Here is an 18,431-nt window from a genome sequence, read left to right as displayed (position 1 = left end):
TTAAATTTATTTATAAGGCCTTCCCCGCCAATAACGATTCATACTGATAACTTGTATTTTCATAATACATAGAACTATTATAGTCATCAATTTTAGTAATAATCCATGAATTATAGACTTTTATAAGGGCACTAATTATGTCTCCATCCGAATTATCAGCAAATTTAAGGATAATACGTTGTAGTACTTTACCAATATCCCAATGTGTAGGAATACCGTCTTCAGCCTTAGATACATTATCATAGTGTCCTAGAACTATACCATATTTATTAATAATTTCGTCTGTTACCTTATCAATATTCTCGCAATGATATACCTCTGCCAATTCATAATAATGCTCCAGTCCTTTCCGACCTAAAGCATTGACAATGACACTACGTTCATTTTTTGTTTGCCTTCCGATATATTCTATTAAGCTGCATAAAAAGAACAAATCATTCTGTTTACTGTCTTCTCTTCCATTCATTTTTATTTCCTCATTATAAATGACTAAAATGCAATGTATCTCCAAAATTAGTAAAAGAACTCTTTCCGTGCAAACCGAGAATCATTTTTTATCCCCTACCTACGCAAAATGAGCAACCCAAGCCCCAGCTCCGGTTGCTCATTTTGCACATCCCGCAATATTAAAAATCAATGATTATGACACTCATGTCCGTCCTCACCATGATGGCTGCATGCCTCGCCTGAGTCTTTCAACTCACCTTTGAGATAAGCCTCAACTACATCCATCACAGGACCGCTGCAACCTCTCACTACCTCGATTCCGCAAGATGACAGTTTGTTGAGGGCACCCATACCCATATTGCCGGCAAGCATAAGTGTCACGCCGTCTTCCTGAAGCCGGTATGCTATGTTCGACTTGCAACCGCATCCTTCAGGCGAAGGCATGATTTCTGTTTTTGCAACTTCATTATTATCATTGACAGTTATAATCGTGTAGAACGCACAATGTCCGAAATGGTCGTCAATATTGCCATTTCTTGTCGGTAATGCTATTTTCTTCATATATCTATAAAATTAAAATAATACTTACATTTTTTCTCCATGACCGCACGCGAAGAACTCACTCAAAAGTTCCGGTACGGGCAGACCTTCGCATTTCAGTTTCTCCATACACTGCATGGCCTCCGTTGTGAGTGAGAAATAAATCTGACGTTTGTCTTTGTCGCCGAAATCCCTTATCAGAAATCCCTTGTCCTCTATCGAGCGAAGGACTTTAGAGAGGTGCGACGACTTGAAACCAGTGATTTGTGAAATCTCTCCTGCGGCAACTTTCCTGCTGCCAATGCTGCACATCACCATAGCCTCGTTGAGTGATATGCCGTAAATCTCCATAAGGCTATCCTCCAGTTCGGCGATAGCCTTATAAAGTTCACGCATCTTGCATATACATGATATTTTCTCCATGCGTCAGATAAACAGATTTACGTTTGACTCCTGTGCTCGGTCCATGTATGTAGCTACTCCGCCTATCGTTACATTGTCGAGCAACTCCTCTTTCTTCACTCCCATCACGTCCATCGACATCTGACAGGCTATGAATTCTACACCATTGTCAATAGCCTGTTGTCTGAGGGATTCCAGCGATTCGATACCCTTGTTCTTCATGATGTATCTCATCATCTTCGAGCCGATACCGCCCATATTCATCTTCGAGAGTTTGAGTTTCTTCGAGCTTGAAGGCAGCATCATGCCGAACATCTTGCCGAAGATATCTTTCTGAACACTCGGTTTGCGTTCCTTCTTGATGGCATTCAGTCCCCAGAATGTGAAGAAGATGGTAACCTTCTTTCCTGTGGCAGCAGCTCCGTTTGCCAGTACGAATGTGGCAAGAGCCTTGTCGAGGTCATCGCTGAAAAGGATGAATGACTTTCCGTCTGCCGAAGATTGCTGCTTTACTGCCTCTGCGGCACATGCCGTAGCCTTCTCGATTACTACCTTATATATACCTGCAGAAGGTGAAGAAGATATGAACTTATTACCCGTAGTGCGGCACCATGATTCTGTATCTCGAGGGAAACCAGCATCTGTAGCCGATATCTCAAGTCTTTCTCCAGGTTTAAGTCCTTCCATTGTCTTTTTCAGTTTCAATATCGGACCAGGGCACTGCATACCGCAGGCATCAACTTTTATAGTCTTTGCTTCGCTCTGTTCCACAACACACGAACATGCCTCTTTTGCTTCGGCAGCACACTTCATGGCATCATCACCTGGAGTGCAGACTTTTGTCACGGCTGCCTTATATGTCTTTACACCGCCTATCAGATTGCGCACATCCTTGAACCCGTTTTCCTTCAGAATGTTAGATGCAAGATAACCTCTCAACCCTACTCCGCAATAGAGGAACACAGGTTTGTCTGTCGGTATCTCGCCCATTCTGTCACGCATATCGTCAAGAGGGATATTTATCGAACCGTGGATATTGCCCAAAGAATATTCATCAGGAGTTCTCACGTCTATAAGAGTGACTTTCGAAAGATCTGCATCACGAAGTTCACGCCAGTAAAGCGGAGTCATCTTGCCCGAAAGGATGTTTCCTGCCACATAACCTGAAACAGCCACAGGGTCTTTGGCTGACGAGAATGGTGGAGCGTACGCATGTTCCAGTCTTGTAAGGTCATATACCGTACCTCCGTTCTTCACTACAAGAGCATACTCGTCTATACGCTTGTCCACACCATCATAACCCACAATCTGCGCTCCGTACAGACGACCGTCCTCCGGAGAGAAAGTAATCTTTATATCCATCTGCAACGCTCCTGGATAATAACCGGCGTGTGAACCTGAATGTATAGTAGCCGAAAGATACGGTATCTCCATCTGTTTCAGACGCTTTGCAGGGAGGCCTGTAGAAGCAACAGTAAGGTCGAACACCTTGGCAATGGCTGTTCCTATCGAACCTTCGTATTTCACCTTGTTGCCGAACACCATATTATCAGCCACAATTCTTGCCTGACGGTTTGCCGGTCCTGCAAGGAAGTTAAGCCATGGCTTGCCTGTTACTGGATGAGGGAACTCTATGGCATCGCCCACCGCATATACGTCGGCATCCGATGTTTGAAGATACTCGTTCACATAAATACCTTTCATCTCGCCCAGTTTCAATCCTGCCTCTGCCGCAAGTCTTGTCTCAGCACGTACACCGATAGAGAGTATCACCAGTTCGGCCGTAAGCGAAATGCCGGACTTGAAGTTTACATCTAGCGAAGTGCCGTTGTCCTTGAAAGACTCAACAGCCTGTTCAAGATACAGCTTCACGCCCTGCTGCTGCAGATGTTCGTGCACGAGTGCCGCCATGGAATAGTCGATAGGTCCCATCACCTGATTTGCCATTTCCACTACAGCCACTTCCATTCCGGCGTGCTTGAGGTTTTCAGCCATCTCAAGACCGATAAAACCGCCACCAACAATAACGGCACGCTTTACAGTGTTCTTGCTGATATATTCTTTGATTTTGTCAGTATCGTTTACGTTTCTCAGTGTGAATATACCCTTGCTGTCTATCCCCTGCAATGGCGGAACCACAGGCGATGCTCCCGGCGACAACAGAAGTTTGTCATACTGCTCGGTATATTCCCTGCCGTCCTTGGTACGTACTGCAACTGCTTTGTTCTTCACGTCAACCGATACAACTTCCGAATTTGTTCTAACGTCGATATTGAATCTCTTGCCGAAAGCCTCCGGAGTCTGAACGAAAAGTTTATTCCTGTCGTCTATCACTCCGCCGATATAATATGGCAATCCACAGTTGGCATACGAAATGTACTGCCCTTTCTCGAACATGATAATCTCAGCCTTCTCCGTATTTCTGCGAATTCTTGCCGCTGCAGTAGCACCTCCAGCCACACCTCCTACTATAAGATACTTCATAATGTATTATTGTTTTATTATTTATTCACCGCTTTAAATATTTTCCATTGGAAACTTTTGTAAAGAAACAACTATTTTCCAAATAAACAAAATGATTAACATTTATTATGGAAGTTATCGAAGGAATTAAACACTCAAGAAAAACTTATCATGGGCATGAAATAAAACATTTTTGATTCGACATTTTCTATAAATATAGATTATTTATATGTATCTACAACTTATATTTATATATATACAAATTGTGTTTTTATAAATATAAGTTGTAGATAGAGATTTTGTAAGGTTATTTGCAGGTTTGTAACTTGAATCTTTATTATAAATATGGTATTAGGCCAACCATACATTTTCCATTTTACGACAAAAAACGTCTAAAACATTTTCCATTTTACGACAAAAAACGGGCTAAAACATTTTGCCATATCATGAATTTACAGTATTTTAGTACACATAACAATATAATTATCAGTTATCATGGCAGTAGATAGAATATTCAAAAGAAAGATATATGATAGGATGATCAAATGGAAAGCAGAAAGCAATGGTAATACCGCTCTCTTAATAAAAGGAGCACGACGTGTCGGCAAATCAACTATAGCTGAAGAATTTGCACGCAAAGAATATGAATCATATATTCTGATTGATTTCTCAATAGCAGACAAAAGCGTAAAAGAATTGTTTAATCAATTATCCGATCTTAACTTCTTTTTTTTACGTCTACAATCACTATTCAACACCTCTTTGCATCAAAGAAAATCCGTTATAATTTTTGATGAAGTACAACTTTACCCTCCGGCAAGACAGGCAATAAAACACTTGGTAAAAGACCATAGATACGATTATATAGAAACCGGTTCCCTACTTTCAATCAAAAAGAACGTAAAAGGCATTCTGATACCAAGCGAAGAAACCAGAATATCAATGTATCCAATGGATTACGAGGAATTTCTTTGGGCAGTAAATAAAGCTCCAACATTCGAACTTATACAATATTCATTCAACAATCTAAAATCAATGGGGGATGCTGTAAACAGGGAATTAATGAAAGATTTCCGTTTATACATGCTCATTGGAGGAATGCCACAAGCTGTGAATGAATATTTAAACTCAAATGATTTCTCTACTGTAGATGCAATTAAACGAAATATTCTGGAATTATATATGGATGATTTCCGAAAAATAGACCCTACAGGTAAAGCCTCACGACTATTTCTTTCTATACCTTCTGAATTATCACGCAACACAATGCGTTATAAGATCGGGAGCATAATAGAAAATGCCACAGCTTCACGCCTTGGAGAATTATTGATGGATATGGCGGATTCGATGACTGTGAATTTTGCATATCATGCTAACGATCCAAGTGTAGGCTTACCACTTCATGCAGACTATGATTGTTTCAAGATGTTCCTGAATGATACAGGATTGTTTGTAACTTTAGCATTTATGGATAAAGACTACACCGACAATGACATATATCGTAAATTACTTTCCGATAAATTAAGTACAGATTTGGGATATGTTTATGAAAATGTTATTGCACAAATCCTAAAAAGTTCAGGAAACGAATTATTCTATTATACTTTTAAGGAAAAAGTTGAAAAAGTCAATGCAGAGGACAACCCTGTTGTACGCAATTATGAAGTAGATTTCTTATTATCCCGAAAAGATAAAATCTGCCCAATTGAAGTCAAGTCATCGGGTTACAATTCCCATAAATCATTAGATAAGTTTCAGGAAAAATATTCGTCCAGAATAAAGAACCGTTATCTTTTATATACAAAAGATGTACGCAAAGACAAAGATATATTATGTCTTCCTGTTTATATGGCAGGACTCTTGTAAAGTATTAGCTTTTATTGAACTTAAAACCAAAATAAAAAAATTAAAGCCGCTGAAGAACTATCTCCAACGGCTTTAATCATATTTATCATTATATCTATCAATCTTCCATCAGCTTGCGGTAACGTACTCTCTTAGGTTCTACATTACCCATGCGCTTCATCTTGTTTTCTTCGTATTCTGTATATGAACCTTCGAAGTAGAACACTTCGCTATTACCTTCGAAAGCAAGGATGTGAGTACAGATACGGTCGAGGAACCAACGGTCGTGGCTGATTACTACGGCACATCCTGCAAAATCCTCAAGACCTTCTTCAAGGGCACGAAGAGTGTTTACGTCGATATCGTTGGTAGGCTCGTCGAGAAGTAATACGTTGCCTTCTTCCTTCAGTGCCATTGCAAGGTGAAGACGGTTTCTCTCACCACCTGAAAGCATTCCGCATAGTTTTTCCTGGTCGGCACCTGAGAAATTGAAGCGGCTTAGGTATGCACGTGCATTGACATCGCGGTTACCCATGCGGATAAGCTCGTTTCCTCCGCTTATCACCTGATATACAGTCTTGTTAGGGTCGATATCCTTGTGCTGCTGGTCAACGTATGCCACTTTTACAGTCTCTCCTACTTCGAATTCTCCCTTGTCAGGAGTTTCAAGTCCCATAATCAGACGGAAAAGGGTTGTCTTACCGGCACCGTTAGGACCGATGACACCTACTATACCGTTAGGCGGAAGCATGAAGTTGAGGTCGTCGAACAGAAGTTTGTCGCCATATGCCTTAGCCACGTGCTTGGCTTCAATAACCTTGTTACCGAGACGTGGTCCGTTAGGTATGAAGATTTCAAGTTTTTCTTCCTTAGCCTTGACATCTTCGTTGAGGAGCTTGTCATATGAGTTAAGACGTGCCTTACCTTTGGCCTGACGTGCCTTAGGAGCCATGCGCACCCATTCAAGCTCGCGTTCTAGAGTCTTGCGACGCTTGCTGGCAGTTTTTTCTTCCATCTCCATACGTTTTGTCTTCTGTTCAAGCCAGCTTGAATAGTTACCCTTCCATGGAATACCTTCGCCACGGTCGAGTTCCAGAATCCATCCTGCAACGTGGTCGAGGAAGTAACGGTCGTGGGTAACGGCAATTACAGTACCTTCATACTGCTGCAAATGCTGTTCCAACCAGTCGATACTTTCAGCATCAAGGTGGTTGGTAGGCTCGTCAAGAAGGAGGATATCAGGTTTCTGAAGAAGGAGACGGCACAATGCCACACGGCGGCGTTCACCTCCGGAGAGATTCTTCACCAACTGGTCTTCAGGTGGACAGCGCAGTGCGTCCATGGCACGTTCCAGCTTGCTGTCGAGGTTCCATGCGTCTGTAGCATCGATAATATCCTGCAGTTCTGCCTGGCGCGCAAAGAGTGCATCCATCTTCTCAGGGTCTTCGTAATATTCCGGCAGACCGAATTTATTGTTGATTTCTTCATACTCTGCCAGTGTATCTACGACCTGCTGAACACCTTCCATTACTACTTCTTTCACTGTCTTAGTATCGTCCAGCTGCGGTTCCTGAGCAAGATATCCCACTGAATATCCCGGAGAGAATACCACTTCGCCCTGGTAGCTTTTCTCGATACCGGCTATGATTTTCATCAAAGTTGACTTACCGGAACCGTTCAAACCTATGATACCGATTTTGGCTCCATAGAAAAAGGATAGGTAGATGTCTTTCAATACCTGCTTGTTGTTCTGGAATGACTTGCTCACTCCAACCATTGAAAAGATAATTTTTTTGTCGTCTGCCATATTCTTTATTTATTTAATTGTTGAATTGCTTAGTGTTCTTTTCTGATAATATCTGCGTGTAAAAAGAAGATAGCCTAACAGACCTGCCATACATATTCCTCCTGCCAGTGTCAACGGATCTGATTGATAATATCTGCATACAAAAAATCCTAATGCTACTCCCATCATTATGCCAATTTCCCACATCAGCTGATATGTGTGATATCCCGTACCGCGTTCGCAATGTTTCGGCAACTTTATCATTATCTTCAGGTACTGGCACATGGCGGAAGCCACACCAAGTCCCATCATTACTCCGGCAGCACAGAGGACTATATGATGCTGATATGACGAAACCAGATAAACTGACAATGTCATGAATATATATCCTGTCACAATCCGCACTATATCATCGGCTTTCCTCTTTATCTGCTTGGGGATGAACCAGAAGATTGCAAACCCAAGAACAATACAAAGATAGAAAAAATAATCGGGTTTACCGGCAACTACCGTTCCCAAAACAAAAGGCACAGTCATCATATTTATTCCCGGAGGGATATTGCGGAAGAGGATAAACCTGTCGAAAGAAAACAATGGTGGTTCAAGCGGGGCACGGAAACAGATTTCTATCATCGACACAAGAAACAATGCCACTCCGGCAAAGGCTGCCGAAATGTACATCATATTGTTCAACGAGAAAATGGAAGACAGATACAGTCCTCCAGACAACCCCAGCAACATACCGACTCCTCCCGAAAAGGCAAATACCCAATTGGCCTTGCTTCTGAACGAGCTAGGTGTGACATCAATTACCAGAGTGCTTCCTGTCACCATAAGCGCTATGGCAAACAATGCTCCCTGAAGGGCTCGCAAGGCATATACCATCCATATCTGATTGGCGTACGGATAAAGCAATCCGAGAAGCGCAAACAGCATTATGCTCCTTGTACATACACTTTTACGCTTAAATGTATCTACAAGGTAGTTGTTGACTGCTCCTGGTAAAAACAATGCTATGCCGAACAAAGATGACACCAAAGATGCACCTGTAGGAGAATATCCCCATTTGCCTACAATCCAAGTCTGCAACACCGGAAAGAGCATGTAAACGCTTATGTACAATAATACATTGGAAAGAATAAGAAGTATGAAGTTCTTATTCCAGAAAACCTGTTCCGAAGTATTGTAAGAAGTACTAAACATACATTATATCTTATAGAAAAAACACAGGACCAATAAATGAAGATATACCGGCCTTTGAAACAAGGCTTTACGTTCTTCATTTATTAGTCCTTTTCTTATATTTTAGAATTAGTATTGTTCTGATTCATTAGGGAAATCACTTGATTTCACATCACTTACGTACTGACCTATAGCATCTGTCATGACAGTATGAAGGTCGGCATAACGGCGAAGGAACTTAGGGCTGAAACCTTTTGTCATTCCAAGCATATCGGTAACTACCAATACCTGTCCGTCAACTCCACCTCCAGCACCGATTCCGATTACAGGAATTGTAAGTTCCGAAGCTACTCTCTTGGCAAGTTCAGCCGGAATTTTTTCAAGTACAAGTGCGAAGCATCCTGCTTCTTCAAGAAGATGAGCGTCGCGGATAAGCTTTTCAGCTTCTGCATCTTCCTTTGCACGCACTGTATATGTTCCGTATTTGTTGATAGACTGAGGCATAAGTCCCAGATGTCCCATCACTGGCATTCCGGCACCGATAATCTTCTTTACAGTGTCAATGATTTCTTCGCCACCTTCCAGCTTCAAGGCATCAGCATGGGTTTCCTTCATGATGCGGATAGCATTGCGCACACCGTCGTATGCATCTGCCTGATATGTTCCGAAAGGCATATCCACTACCACCAAGGCACGTTTTACGCCTCTCATAACAGACTTGCCATGATAAATCATCTGTTCTATTGTGATAGGAAGTGTTGTTACGTTTCCTGCCATTACGTTTGATGCAGAGTCTCCCACAAGGATAACATCAACTCCGGCACCGTCAACAATCTGTGCCATTGTGTAGTCATATGAGGTAAGCATAGAAATCTTCTCGCCTCTCTGTTTCATTTCTGTCAAACGGTGTGTGGTAACCTTACGCACATCACCTGATAAATATCCTGCCATACTTTCTTTTTAATTTAAGTCAGTTTAAAAACTCGGCAAAATTAGATGTTTTATATCATTTAACCAAATTAAGTGTGATTTTACTTGCTGATGTCACTTTTCAAGCAGTGAAATCATGTCCTGATAAGTAAAACCAGTGAAGTCAGGAATAACCAGATTACATTTGTCCTTTATAGCTTCCGCAGGATTGGTAGTACTCAATCCCACAACTGCCATTTGTGCCGATGTACCTGCCTGCAAGCCATGGAACGAATCTTCGAAAACCACACAGTTGGCAGGAACTGTTTCAAAAACCTCCGCACCAAGCAGGAAACAGTCAGGTGCCGGTTTAGAGCGGGTAAACATCTCTGCCGTAAGGATCCTGTCAACCAGACTCTTCAGTTCCGGATGAGCTGAATAGACATTCGCCATCTTCTTTTCGTTTGAGCTTGTCACAATGGCTATCTTGACACCATTATTGCGAAGTTCCTTCATAAAATCAGCCACACCCGGTACATATTCGTATTTCATTTCACTTTCGAACTTGTTCAGTCCGACAGTAATCTCTGCCTGGGCAGCATCCATGCCTTTAAAATAGCGGTCGTATATCTGCGCCAAAGTCTGACCTTTGATCATTAATCCGAAATTCTCCATTTCCGGATGATATATACGTCCTACTTCATTCCAATATATTGTATATTGTGATTCTGTATCCATCACCACACCGTCAAAATCGAAAAGTGCGGCTATAGTTTTAGTTTTATCCATCGTCCAGTTAAAATTAATCATTGATTGGTGGTCAATAATGTCTTAAAACGATCCCATCCTACAGCTTTATACCATGAAAGGGTTTCATAGTATGAGTTCCATTTTGAATTGTTAACTCTATAAGGAATATACATACCTATGCCGCAGAAACGGTCTTCATCTAATTTCAAAGAACCAACAACCCTATAATTATCTCCAAATAAACCTTCTTTCGCTATTATTAGATTATTCATCAAGTTGTCCAGACCTTCAGGGCTTTCACCGTCATTGAGAGTCTTAAAGAAATCGACCACATCCAATGAAAAATACTTGAATGAACCTACTCCATACTGTTGAACATCATCCATATCCAAAGGCAACAACTTGTCTGAATAAACATCCAGATTAGCGCCTACCCAGTCTGCGAATTCATCCATCTTGCTGCAATCTACTGCCGCACAAGTTCCCCAAGCACCCAACTGTCTGCTATAATCTATATAATCCTTGCAAATATCACCATAAGGAACATCTTTCTGATATAATTTCGGCAATACAATATCGTATGGATGTCCATATACATGAGTCTCCACAACTGCACCTATCAGATAGTCTGTTACATCCTTAAATTCATAACATACTTCCGCCGTGGCCATCATACATGCATCAAAAAGAACAAAATCCAGCTGTCTGTCACTGAATACAGTTTCCAATGTCTCAGCCATCTCAGGTATATTGATATTATATCCCGCATCATCTCCAAAAGAACGTGCCGCAATTTCATTACCCGGCATCCAGCTTGTTCCGTGTGAACCGAATATTATACCATAATTTGTAGAAGGTGACAGTTTTACCATCTGGTCCAACACACGTTCCATGGTTTTCATGTCAGTTGCATTATGATTTTTCTCAATGTACGGACTGCAATACGCTTCTGCAATAACTCTTGAAGGATTAAGATCTCCACCCTGTAAACTTCTTCTATTATTTATATTGCCCTTTCCGTCAGAATTATACTGCAGCAGGCTTGGTCCTTCCAAACCATCAGCATCACCATCATAAGGACGATAATAAACCAACAATGTACATGAATCTGTAGTTTGCGAAAGGCCTGAATACATATCCACAAGATTCTGTTTCAAGTATTTATCCAAGCTTCCAGATTTATTGTTAGATATTAAATATGCCAATACAGTCCTCCCCGACTTTACCGGTACTTTCTCTTCTGGTATTTCGTCCGAACATGATACAAAAACAAATACGGACAATAACAGTAACAATAGTTTTTTCATATCAAGATTAAACGTATAAAAACAAAAAAGACGTATCGCCATGCCTGAGAAAAAAGCAAAGCGATACGTCAATCACGAAGACTAATAAAGTTCAGCCTTCTCAAATTTAAATTCAGGGTTAACATCCTTCAAAACCATGTTCTTACCCTTGTTATATTTCTCTTTCAGTTTCTGCAATTCTTTCTGCAGTTTGTTCTTCTTCAAATTAAAGAACATAAAGCATGTACGGTTCTTGCCGCCTTCTTTCGTTTCAAGGTAATCTTTTAACTGTACACTATACTGTGAACGACCTACAAGGAAACCTTTTCCGTCCACCTGGGCACTGTCCAAAAACTGGATATCCGTAAAATAAACCAGCGAATCAGTAAACGAAGCAGAGACACCTGCCATATACACCCCGTATTTATTCTTATCTTTTGATTTCTTTGCTGTTGCACCTACTACAACAGACACAGCAAACAAAAAACATAATAATTTTATATATCGCATATTCAATTGTTTATAATGGGACAAAAGTAATCATTTATAGCCAATATAAGAAAAACGAAGCAATTATTTAACATACAGAAACAAAAAACAGAACCAAACCATGTTCAAGTCTGATTCTGTTATTCTTTTCGGAAATCAATCTCTATCTTATCCCAAATAAGATTTGAGCAACTTGCTACGCGAATTATTCCTTAATCTTCTGATAGCTTTTTCCTTAATCTGACGAACGCGCTCACGTGTAAGCCCAAATTTGTCGCCGATTTCTTCCAACGTCATTTCCTGCGTGTTAATACCGAAAAACATCTGGATAATATCCTTCTCTCTGTCGGTCAGCGTAGATAGTGCTCTGTCGATTTCCTTCGAAAGTGACTCATTAACCAAAGAACGGTCCGCCATAGGCGAATCATCGTTCACCAACACGTCGAGCAGACTATTGTCTTCACCCTCAACAAAAGGTGCATCTACTGAGATGTGACGTCCTGATACTTTCAGAGTATCGGATATCTTATCTACAGGAATTTCAAGTTCGTCAGCAAGCTCTTCCGGTGACGGGCGACGTTCGTTTTCTTGTTCGAACTTAGAGAAAGCCTTACTGATCTTATTCAACGAACCCACCTGGTTCAATGGCAATCTTACGATTCTTGACTGTTCTGCCAAAGCCTGAAGTATAGACTGACGAATCCACCATACGGCATAACTGATAAATTTAAAACCACGTGTTTCATCAAACTTCTCAGCCGCCTTGATAAGTCCAAGATTTCCTTCATTAATCAAGTCAGGCAAACTTAATCCTTGATTCTGATACTGTTTTGCAACAGAAACAACAAATCGCAAATTGGCTCTAGTAAGTTTCTCCAACGCAATTCTGTCCCCCTTACGAATACGCTGAGCAAGCTCTACTTCTTCTTCGACTGTAATCAAGTCCTCACGACCAATTTCCTGCAAATACTTATCCAGAGAAGCGCTCTCTCGGTTAGTGATACTTTTGGTAATCTTTAATTGTCTCATTCCTTAAAATCGATTTGGATGCAAAGTTATAAAATAATCAATAATACGACAATTATTCTCTTGATTATTATAACTTTTTATAACAACAAACGATAAAGAGAGACGTATATGCTATTTTTCACATAAAACGCCTCTCATAATCTTTTACCTTAAATCAATACCTATTATAATAATATCCTTTTATTATCCTGTATTATGATTATTCAGCCTGTGACAAATCTACAGCATAGTTTGCACGTTTTCCTGACGGATATACACCAGTCATGAACAATACCTGATCCGGTGACTGTGATGCAGCCTTCATTACATCTTCAAGATCCTGAACTGTCTTAAGCTGTTTTCCGTTGGCTTTCAGGATAATGAATCCCTTACGAATACCACTGTCAGCCATTCTGCCGTCTGTAACACCTGTCACCTGAACACCGTAGCCTAAGTTCAACTGGCGTTTCAATTCGTCAGGCACAGCACGGAACGCTGCTCCCAGGATTTCCATATCCGCTTTCTTGACAACCTTGGTATTACCCTGAGCATTCTTCAACGTGATAGTGAATTCTTTCTCTTTCTTGTCGCGCAATACTGTCACTTTGACTTTGTCTCCCGGACGATACTGTGCAAGCATTCCCTGAAGATCTGCCATTGTCTTGACTTTCTTACCGTTCAGTTCAAGTATAACGTCATTGATTTCAAGGATTCCTTCTGCAGAACCGCCTTCTGATACTTCAACTACCTGAACACCTTCGTTTGTACCAAGTTCCTTTTGTTCTTTTCTGATTTCATCCGGATATGTCTCGTCACCCATATTTCTACCACCGATTCCAAGCAATGCACGCTGTACAGTTCCATATTGCTTCAAGTCTGTTACAACCTTAGTCATAATACTTGTAGGAATTGCAAATCCGTATCCTGAATATGCACCTGTAGGAGAGAACAACATAGCATTGATACCAACAAGTTCACCACGGGCATTAACCAATGCGCCACCACTGTTACCCTGATTGATTGCGGCATCAGTCTGAATGAACGATTCTACCTGATTTGCACCAAGACCTCTTGATTTGGCACTTACCACACCGGCGGTAACAGTAGAACCCAAATTGAACGGATTACCAACAGCCAATACCCATTCACCTACTTTCAGTTTATCTGAGTCACCTACAGGTATTGCAGGGAAATCATCCCCTTCAATCTTAACCAGAGCAAGGTCAGTAGTCGGGTCTGTACCTATCACTCTACCTTTAAGCTCTCTGCTATCCTGAAGCTTGACGCTGATTTCATCAGCTCCGTCAATTACGTGGTTGTTAGTTACTATATAACCATCCTTGGAAATAATAACACCTGAACCAAAACCTTTCTGTTCCGGAGTTTCAATCTGACGCTGACGTCCGCGACCGTCTCCGAAGAAATAATCGAATATATCAGGCATCTGCTGTACTGTCTGTACCTTGCTTCTTTGTGTAGCAACAATGTGTACTACTGAATTCAATGAACTTTCTGCCGCCTTTGTCAAATCTACCGGCTGCATGTTGTTTGAATCCAATGCTACAGCACGAGTCAAAGGCATTGTATTGAATGATTCATAAAAAGTCTGGTTTTCTTTCGGTTGATTATTCTGAGATACGACGTATGCCGTAACACCTGCAACTCCTGCACTTACTGCAACCATTGAAGCTGCTCCTATCGCAAATTTAGTTACTGTTTTCATAATCTTATCTATATTAAATTGTTAATTTCACTACTTGTTTAACACTTCATCCGCTAAAGTATAACAAATTCCATACGGTTGTACTCCTAAGTATCAGTTTTTTCTCTCTTTTAACATTGATATTATGCTGATTAACCCGTGTTAACGGGCAGAACTGACAAATTTACATTCGTTACGAGAGACTGACAACACAAATATCAAAGTATTTCTGCCAAACCTGCCGTTTTTTCAGTTTATTTCCCTACCTTTGCAGTAAGAAAGCAGCAGACCGGTCTGTCGCTGGTATTTTATACAAGAGGAAAGTCCGGGCAACACAGAGCATCCTACTTCCTAACAGAAAGCTGTCCGCGAGGGTAGAGTAATGCAGAAGAAAATAACCGCCCCTGCCGGGGTAAGGGTGAGAAGGTGAGGTAAGAGCCCACCAGCCGGATAGTGATATTCGGGCTGTGCATCTTAGGAGTTGTAAGGTCATGTAAACCGGCATTAACGAGGGTTGCTCGCCCCACGTCGGAGGGTGGACCGCTAGAGTCTGTCGGTGACGGCAGATGTAGATAAATGACAGACACCCTGCTTGTCAGGGAACAGAACCCGGCTTACAGGTTTGCTGCCTTCTTTTTCATCACGATAATCACCATTACATACATACTATGCCAAAACTTCCAATTAATAAATGGAAAAAGTTTTTCCAGAAAGATCTATGGATAGCAGATGAAGAAAAATATCCCCCAATCCTAAGATATATAATAAGAATAATCAGAATCATAATCCTTTCCACAGAGCAGTTCAACAACAACAGGATAGTAGTCAGAGCCTCTGCCCTCACCTACAGCACACTGTTATCAATCATTCCTATATTCGCGATACTTTTCGCCATAGCCAGAGGTTTCGGTTTTGACTCGATAATAGAAGGTCTGTTCCGAAACAACATGAGCAACCATCAGGCGGAACTCGTCATCACATGGATAAATTCATATCTACAGCATGCAAAAAGCGGAGTATTTATCGGAGTGGGTATCGTAATGTTGCTTTGGACAATACTTATACTTACCGACAACATAGAACGAAGCTTCAACACAATATGGCAGGTAAAACGGCCGCGTTCCGTTTTCAGGAAAATCACAGACTATTTTTCCATGATTTTACTGCTACCGCTACTGATAGTCTTCTCCAGCGGATTATCCATATTCATGACAACATTCCTGAAGGAGATGGAGACTTTCGTTCTTCTGGCACCAATTATGAAATTCTTCATACAATTGCTTCCATATGCAATTATCTGGGTCATGTTTATAGGTTTGTTCGTATTCATCCCGAACACAAAAGTTAAATTCAGCCATGCCATAATACCGGGAATACTTGCCGGAAGCGCATTCCAGATATTCCAATACGTATATATAAACAGTCAGATTTGGGTATCAAACTATAACGCCATATACGGAAGCTTTGCAGCAATACCGATGTTCCTGCTTTGGACACAGATATCATGGAGCATATGCCTTTTCGGAGCAGAAATGAATTACGTGAGCCAAAACCTCGAGTCGTTCAAGTACGGAAAGGAATCAAAGAACATAAGCCGCAGATACCATGATTTTTTCTGCACTATCATATTGTCGAAAATCTGCAAAAGGTTTGAAAATGGCGAAGACCCCTATTCCGCCGAGGAGATAAGCAAGGAAAACAAGATACCGATCCGTCTCACAAAAGACATCTTATACGAGCTGCAGGATTTACAACTCATATACGAAGGTGTAAAAGAAAAAGGCAAAAGCGAAGAAGTGTGCTATCTGCCAGGGATGTCAACAGGCAAGCTCACACTTGGAGTAATGCTGAACAAACTCGACTCAAAAGGTTTCGAAGATTTCAATATCGACAAAAGCCAGTATTCTTCATCATGGGATGCCATGATAAAAGCAAGGCAAGAATATACATCACACAACAACCAGATATTACTGAAAGATATATAAAAAGGAAAAACGGGTTCCGGCGACAATTATTGCCAGGAACCCGTTTTTGCATATGGAAAAGACTAATCTTTATTTTGAAGTCAACTGCATCATTCTGCTAAGATACTTTCCTATAATGTCGAATTCAAGATTTACAACACTTCCAACCTTTATTGTATGGAAATTTGTATGTTCGAAAGTATAAGGGATAATAGCAACCTGGAATGAATCCTCAGTAGGATTGCATACAGTAAGACTCACACCATTTACAGTCACCGAACCTTTGTCAACAGTGAAGTAACCCCTTTTTGCCATTTCCTTGTCAAACTTGTATTTGAAAGTGAAATACCAGCTACCTTCAGCATCATCCACTGCCACACAAGTAGCGGTCTGATCGACGTGTCCCTGTACGATATGGCCATCCAGACGTCCGTTCATCATCATGCTTCTTTCTACATTGACTTTATCGCCGACTTTCAGCAATCCGATATTTGAACGCTCTATTGTTTCTTTCATAGCTGTAACAGTGTATGTACCATCCTGAATACTGACTACAGTAAGACACACTCCGTTATGAGCCACACTCTGGTCAATTTTCAGTTCGTCCACAAACGAACACTTAAGCGTAAGGTGAAGATTCTCCTGATCTTTTACCACATTTACCACTTCAGCAAATTCTTCTACGATACCTGAGAACATAAAGTATATATTTTTAAAAGTTTACCAATAAAATCAGCTTCTGTTATTCCGGAATAGGCTTGCTCCATACTGTTTTGCCGTCAGAATCAACTACAGAAATAGTTCCTCCCGCATACTGTTCAGTAAAAGCATTTCCCTTTTCCAGCATATCTTCGGCCATATGTATAGCCTTCTCCATAGTTTTTAATGAGAACCCTTTATTATCATAAGAGTCATCATCTGAAAAATAAATGTCATAAGTTTTCATGTAAGTCAGTCTTTATTATTTTGCGTGGCAAATATACTGAATGCCTGACAAAAAGAATAGATTTAGCCGACTTTTTTCTCTGACACCATGAATTATTTTCGGTAAGGGCACAAAAAAAGAGAAACCAGCGTAAACTGATTTCTCTTTTAGAGCGGAAAACGAGACTCGAACTCGCGACCCTAACCTTGGCAAGGTTATGCTCTACCAACTGAGCTATTTCCGCAATTGTTATTTGGTGAAGGAAATGAGACTCGAACTCACACGACATAACTGTCACTACCCCCTCAAAGTAGCGCGTCTACCAATTCCGCCATTCCTCCATTCATCCTTTAAGATTTGTGCCCAGAACAGGACTCGAACCTGCATGCCTCTCGACACACGCACCTGAAACGTGCGCGTCTACCATTCCGCCACCTGGGCAAAACGCAAACCTCATTAGATTTGTTCTTGAGCGGAAAACGAGACTCGAACTCGCGACCCTAACCTTGGCAAGGTTATGCTCTACCAACTGAGCTATTTCCGCATCTTGTTCAAAATGTCAATTTTTCTTTTTTTTGAGCGGAAAACGAGACTCGAACTCGCGACCCTAACCTTGGCAAGGTTATGCTCTACCAACTGAGCTATTTCCGCATTGTTTAATCAATCGTTAGTTGTTTTCCCGATTGCGAGTGCAAAGGTATAGCTTTTTTTGAAACTACCAAAACAATTGAAC

Annotated in this window: 16 protein-coding genes, 5 tRNA genes and 1 other RNA gene; 3 read left to right on the top strand and 19 right to left on the bottom strand. The window is 41.0% G+C overall.

Features of this window, described 5'->3' with window-relative positions:
• Positions 1-10 precede the first annotated feature (10 nt).
• From NW213_RS02305 to NW213_RS02290, 4 genes are all read right to left on the bottom strand, one after another.
• Positions 11-466 (bottom strand): hypothetical protein, encoded by a 456-nt coding sequence (locus NW213_RS02305; protein WP_258321716.1) that lies wholly within the window; start codon positions 464-466, stop codon positions 11-13.
• A 167-nt stretch (positions 467-633) separates the two neighbouring features.
• Positions 634-1,008 (bottom strand): NifB/NifX family molybdenum-iron cluster-binding protein, encoded by a 375-nt coding sequence (locus NW213_RS02300; RefSeq protein ID WP_258321715.1) that lies wholly within the window; start codon positions 1,006-1,008, stop codon positions 634-636.
• 24 nt (positions 1,009-1,032) lie between these two features.
• Positions 1,033-1,410 carry a MarR family winged helix-turn-helix transcriptional regulator gene (locus NW213_RS02295; RefSeq protein ID WP_258321714.1) on the bottom strand — a complete coding sequence of 126 codons (378 nt, stop codon included), beginning with the start codon at positions 1,408-1,410 and terminating at the stop codon, positions 1,033-1,035.
• 3 nt (positions 1,411-1,413) lie between these two features.
• Entirely contained in the window at positions 1,414-3,873 is a 2,460-nt protein-coding gene (locus NW213_RS02290) for a DsrE/DsrF/DrsH-like family protein (RefSeq protein WP_258321713.1), read from the bottom strand.
• Positions 3,874-4,347: 474 nt separating this feature from the next.
• Between NW213_RS02290 and NW213_RS02285 the strand changes: the two genes are divergently transcribed.
• Positions 4,348-5,718, top strand: a complete 1,371-nt coding sequence (locus tag NW213_RS02285) for an ATP-binding protein (protein WP_204507602.1) — start codon at positions 4,348-4,350, stop codon at positions 5,716-5,718.
• A 97-nt stretch (positions 5,719-5,815) separates the two neighbouring features.
• On the opposite strand, the gene ettA is transcribed toward NW213_RS02285, so the two are convergent.
• From ettA to NW213_RS02245, 8 genes are all read right to left on the bottom strand, one after another.
• Entirely contained in the window at positions 5,816-7,504 is a 1,689-nt protein-coding gene (gene ettA / locus NW213_RS02280; protein WP_235340211.1) for an energy-dependent translational throttle protein EttA, read from the bottom strand.
• 9 nt (positions 7,505-7,513) lie between these two features.
• Complete coding sequence (locus NW213_RS02275) at positions 7,514-8,686, bottom strand: MFS transporter (protein WP_204392690.1); 1,173 nt, start codon at positions 8,684-8,686, stop codon at positions 7,514-7,516.
• Between the two features lie 108 nt (positions 8,687-8,794).
• Entirely contained in the window at positions 8,795-9,616 is an 822-nt protein-coding gene (gene panB, locus NW213_RS02270) for a 3-methyl-2-oxobutanoate hydroxymethyltransferase (RefSeq protein WP_204445734.1), read from the bottom strand.
• 93 nt (positions 9,617-9,709) lie between these two features.
• Positions 9,710-10,363, bottom strand: a complete 654-nt coding sequence (locus NW213_RS02265; protein WP_258321712.1) for an HAD family phosphatase — start codon at positions 10,361-10,363, stop codon at positions 9,710-9,712.
• A 17-nt stretch (positions 10,364-10,380) separates the two neighbouring features.
• Positions 10,381-11,631: a clostripain-related cysteine peptidase gene (locus NW213_RS02260; protein ID WP_258321711.1), complete on the bottom strand. Its 1,251-nt coding sequence runs from the start codon at positions 11,629-11,631 to the stop codon at positions 10,381-10,383.
• A gap of 81 nt (positions 11,632-11,712) precedes the next feature.
• The gene (locus NW213_RS02255; protein ID WP_258321710.1) at positions 11,713-12,120 is read right to left on the bottom strand and encodes a hypothetical protein; all 408 of its coding nucleotides are present in this window, start codon (positions 12,118-12,120) and stop codon (positions 11,713-11,715) included.
• Between the two features lie 147 nt (positions 12,121-12,267).
• Positions 12,268-13,128 carry an RNA polymerase sigma factor RpoD/SigA gene (locus NW213_RS02250; protein ID WP_154044561.1) on the bottom strand — a complete coding sequence of 287 codons (861 nt, stop codon included), beginning with the start codon at positions 13,126-13,128 and terminating at the stop codon, positions 12,268-12,270.
• Between the two features lie 199 nt (positions 13,129-13,327).
• The gene (locus NW213_RS02245) at positions 13,328-14,830 is read right to left on the bottom strand and encodes a Do family serine endopeptidase (protein ID WP_204392699.1); all 1,503 of its coding nucleotides are present in this window, start codon (positions 14,828-14,830) and stop codon (positions 13,328-13,330) included.
• A gap of 260 nt (positions 14,831-15,090) precedes the next feature.
• Between NW213_RS02245 and rnpB the strand changes: the two genes are divergently transcribed.
• Positions 15,091-15,442: RNase P RNA component class A (gene rnpB, locus NW213_RS02240), an RNA gene on the top strand.
• A gap of 35 nt (positions 15,443-15,477) precedes the next feature.
• The gene (locus NW213_RS02235; RefSeq protein ID WP_258321709.1) at positions 15,478-16,794 is read left to right on the top strand and encodes a YihY/virulence factor BrkB family protein; all 1,317 of its coding nucleotides are present in this window, start codon (positions 15,478-15,480) and stop codon (positions 16,792-16,794) included.
• Positions 16,795-16,863: 69 nt separating this feature from the next.
• Here NW213_RS02235 and NW213_RS02230 read toward each other — a convergent pair whose 3' ends face one another.
• The 7 genes from NW213_RS02230 to NW213_RS02200 form a co-directional block, all read right to left on the bottom strand.
• Positions 16,864-17,472, bottom strand: a complete 609-nt coding sequence (locus NW213_RS02230; RefSeq protein ID WP_154044558.1) for a riboflavin synthase — start codon at positions 17,470-17,472, stop codon at positions 16,864-16,866.
• Positions 17,473-17,515: 43 nt separating this feature from the next.
• On the bottom strand, positions 17,516-17,719 hold the full coding sequence (locus NW213_RS02225) for a hypothetical protein (RefSeq protein WP_258321708.1): 204 nt from the start codon (positions 17,717-17,719) through the stop codon (positions 17,516-17,518).
• Positions 17,720-17,869: 150 nt separating this feature from the next.
• A tRNA-Gly gene (locus tag NW213_RS02220) sits at positions 17,870-17,942 on the bottom strand.
• 10 nt (positions 17,943-17,952) lie between these two features.
• A tRNA-Leu gene (locus tag NW213_RS02215) sits at positions 17,953-18,039 on the bottom strand.
• A 19-nt stretch (positions 18,040-18,058) separates the two neighbouring features.
• A tRNA-Leu gene (locus tag NW213_RS02210) sits at positions 18,059-18,139 on the bottom strand.
• A gap of 30 nt (positions 18,140-18,169) precedes the next feature.
• Positions 18,170-18,242: transfer RNA gene (locus tag NW213_RS02205), tRNA-Gly, on the bottom strand.
• A gap of 34 nt (positions 18,243-18,276) precedes the next feature.
• Positions 18,277-18,349, bottom strand: a tRNA-Gly gene (locus NW213_RS02200).
• Positions 18,350-18,431: the final 82 nt, after the last annotated feature.

Source organism: Bacteroides sp. ET336, assembly GCF_024733815.1.
Taxonomy (GTDB): Bacteria; Bacteroidota; Bacteroidia; order Bacteroidales; family Bacteroidaceae; genus Phocaeicola; species Phocaeicola cellulolyticus.
This window is presented reverse-complemented; position numbering and strand designations above follow the sequence as displayed.

Coding starts and splice junctions, on each gene's coding strand:
- NW213_RS02300 (WP_258321715.1), bottom strand. CDS start 1,008: ATGAAGAAAATAGCATTACCGACAAGAAATGGCAATATTGACGACCAT.
- NW213_RS02235 (WP_258321709.1), top strand. CDS start 15,478: ATGCCAAAACTTCCAATTAATAAATGGAAAAAGTTTTTCCAGAAAGAT.
- NW213_RS02290 (WP_258321713.1), bottom strand. CDS start 3,873: ATGAAGTATCTTATAGTAGGAGGTGTGGCTGGAGGTGCTACTGCAGCG.
- panB (WP_204445734.1), bottom strand. CDS start 9,616: ATGGCAGGATATTTATCAGGTGATGTGCGTAAGGTTACCACACACCGT.
- NW213_RS02285 (WP_204507602.1), top strand. CDS start 4,348: ATGGCAGTAGATAGAATATTCAAAAGAAAGATATATGATAGGATGATC.
- NW213_RS02225 (WP_258321708.1), bottom strand. CDS start 17,719: ATGAAAACTTATGACATTTATTTTTCAGATGATGACTCTTATGATAAT.
- NW213_RS02255 (WP_258321710.1), bottom strand. CDS start 12,120: ATGCGATATATAAAATTATTATGTTTTTTGTTTGCTGTGTCTGTTGTA.
- NW213_RS02250 (WP_154044561.1), bottom strand. CDS start 13,128: ATGAGACAATTAAAGATTACCAAAAGTATCACTAACCGAGAGAGCGCT.
- NW213_RS02265 (WP_258321712.1), bottom strand. CDS start 10,363: ATGGATAAAACTAAAACTATAGCCGCACTTTTCGATTTTGACGGTGTG.
- ettA (WP_235340211.1), bottom strand. CDS start 7,504: ATGGCAGACGACAAAAAAATTATCTTTTCAATGGTTGGAGTGAGCAAG.
- NW213_RS02275 (WP_204392690.1), bottom strand. CDS start 8,686: ATGTTTAGTACTTCTTACAATACTTCGGAACAGGTTTTCTGGAATAAG.
- NW213_RS02305 (WP_258321716.1), bottom strand. CDS start 466: ATGAATGGAAGAGAAGACAGTAAACAGAATGATTTGTTCTTTTTATGC.
- NW213_RS02230 (WP_154044558.1), bottom strand. CDS start 17,472: ATGTTCTCAGGTATCGTAGAAGAATTTGCTGAAGTGGTAAATGTGGTA.
- NW213_RS02260 (WP_258321711.1), bottom strand. CDS start 11,631: ATGAAAAAACTATTGTTACTGTTATTGTCCGTATTTGTTTTTGTATCA.
- NW213_RS02295 (WP_258321714.1), bottom strand. CDS start 1,410: ATGGAGAAAATATCATGTATATGCAAGATGCGTGAACTTTATAAGGCT.
- NW213_RS02245 (WP_204392699.1), bottom strand. CDS start 14,830: ATGAAAACAGTAACTAAATTTGCGATAGGAGCAGCTTCAATGGTTGCA.